General features: G+C 65.0%; 1 protein-coding gene. It reads right to left on the bottom strand.

The window, feature by feature from the left end; all coding sequences use genetic code 11:
* Window positions 1-998, bottom strand: a 998-nt coding sequence (locus MOX02_RS30730) for a PQQ-binding-like beta-propeller repeat protein (protein WP_147029531.1), incomplete at both ends; no start/stop codon positions are given.

Here is a 998-nt window from a genome sequence, read left to right as displayed (position 1 = left end):
AGTTCGGCAGGGCGAAGACGGTGAGCTGACCGCCGAGGTTGGTGTAGTTCGACAGCGCCGCGTAGCCGCCGACCGCGCCGAGACCGGCGTTCGGATCGGTCAGGCCCGCCGCCAGGCCGATGCCGGCCCAGCCGCCCACGCCCGAGAGCACGCCGACGAACTGCTTGCCCTTGTGCTGGTAGGTCATCACGTTGCCGATGATGCCCGACGGCGTCTTGAACTTGTACAGCTCCTTGCCCGACTTCGAGTCGACCGCCTTCAGGTAGCCTTCCAGCGTGCCGTAGAAGACCACGTCACCCGCCGTGGCGAGCGCGCCCGACCACACCGAGAACTGCTCCGGGTTCGACCACTTGATCTTCCCGTTCACGCCGTCCCAGGCGATGAAGTTGCCCATGCCGCCGTGGCTATTCGGGGCCGGGTACATCGACAGGGTCGCACCGACATACGGCTGGCCCGGGGTGTAGGACACCTTGAAGGGCTCGTAGTCCATGCAGACGTGGTTGGTCGGCACGTAGAACAGCTGCGTCTTGGGCGAGTAGGCCGCCGGCTGCTGGTCCTTGGAGCCCAGAGCCGCCGGGCAGATGCCCTTCGAGTTCACGTCCTCGCCGTTCTGCTCGGTCGAGTACTTCGACACGACCAGCGGGCGGCCATAGGTCTTGGAGCCCTTGTCCATGTCGACCTTGGTGGCCCAGTTCACCACCGGATCGTACTTCTCGGCGACGAGCAGTTCGCCGGTGGCACGATCGAGCGTGTAGCCGAAGCCGTTGCGGTCGAAGTGGGTGAGCAGCGGGCGCTCCTTGTCACCAACCTTCTGATCCGTGAGGATCATCTCGTTGACGCCGTCGAAGTCCCACTCGTCGTGCGGGGTCATCTGGTAGACCCACTTGGCCATGCCGGTATCGACGTCCCGGCCCCAGATCGTCATGGACCACTTGTTGTCGCCCGGACGCTGCTTCGGGTTCCAGGTCGAGGGGTTGCCCGAGCCGTAGTACATCAGG

Origin of the sequence: Methylobacterium oxalidis (assembly GCF_007992195.1) — a bacterium.
Classification (GTDB): Bacteria; Pseudomonadota; Alphaproteobacteria; order Rhizobiales; family Beijerinckiaceae; genus Methylobacterium; species Methylobacterium oxalidis.
The sequence above is the reverse complement of the archived record's forward strand: the minus strand, read 5'-3'. Positions and strand labels throughout refer to the sequence as shown.